General features: G+C 69.1%; 1 protein-coding gene. It reads left to right on the top strand.

Annotated elements, in window-relative coordinates; translation table 11 throughout:
- The coding region (locus tag EES43_RS30865) for a hypothetical protein (protein WP_164493290.1) at window positions 1-1157 on the top strand (1157 nt) is incomplete at both ends.

Below are 1157 nucleotides of genomic sequence, written 5' to 3'. Positions count from 1 at the left end.
CGAGCACACAGCAGCGCGACGAGCAGGGCAACCTCGTCCGGAGCGAGACGTCGTACGGTGACGGCACGCCCGGCGGGGTGTCCGAGACGGAGTTCGGCGCCCTGGGCAAGCCGGTCAGCTCCGAGCAGAGCACCAGCGCGTTCACCACCGAGCACGCCTACACGCCTGCCGGTCTGCCCGCTTCCGACACCCTCACCACCAAGCAGTCCGGCACGGCGGACGGCGGGAGGACGGAGGGTGGAAGGGCGGATTACACGCTGGACGCGTTCGGCAACAAGACGCATAAGACACTCACGTCGAAGGGCCAGTCGGTTTCCGGTTTCGAGACGAGGTTCGACGCCGCAGGCCGCACGGAGCAGGTCTCCCTGCCTGGTGGTGGCGGGACGTCGACCATGGCCTACAACCGGGTGAACGGGCTGGCGGAGTCGGTGACACTGCCGGACGGTTCGGTAGCGCACCAGCGTCATGACCGGGCCGGGCGGACGGTCGAGGAGTGGACCTCGCCGAAGGACGACCCCGGTGCGAAGCGGGAGCATGTGCGGACGTCGTACGACCCGGTGACGGGTGGTGTGTCCGCGCGATGGGTCGAGGGTGACGAGGCCGGTTCGAAGATCACTTATGCCTTGAATCCGGACGGCTCGGCGCGCGAGCGCATCGATCCGGGCGGGAAGAAGACCGCGTACACGTATACGGATGATGAGCAGGTCGCTTCGGTGACCGACCACACCGGTGCGGTCACCCGCTACACCTACGCCGCGAAGTCGGGGCGGATGACCGAGGCCGTGCAGTCGCGCGGTGACAAGGAGCTGGCCAGGGTGTCCTACCGGCATGACGCGGCGGGGCGTCTGGCGGGGATCGACCGGGGCAACGGCGCGGGCAGCGCCTACACCTACAACGACGCCGGCCTCCCCACCGGGGAGAAGCACACCAAGCCGGGCGGTGAGGTCATCGCCGAGCACGCCTACACCTACACCCCCGACCGCAAACTCGCCACCGACACCGCCACCGTGCGCGACAAGGACGGGACGGAACGCAAGACGGCGACCGCCCACACCTATGACACCGAGAGCCGCCTGTCACTGACCCACGTCACCGAGGGCAACGCGCCCGGCGAGGGCACTCTGGTCAGCCGGACCGCCTACACCCACGACCTCGCC

Source organism: Streptomyces sp. ADI96-02, from assembly GCF_003846185.1.
GTDB lineage: Bacteria > Actinomycetota > Actinomycetes > Streptomycetales > Streptomycetaceae > Streptomyces.
Note: the sequence above shows the minus strand (reverse complement) of the source record. Positions and strands in the feature narration are given on the sequence as shown.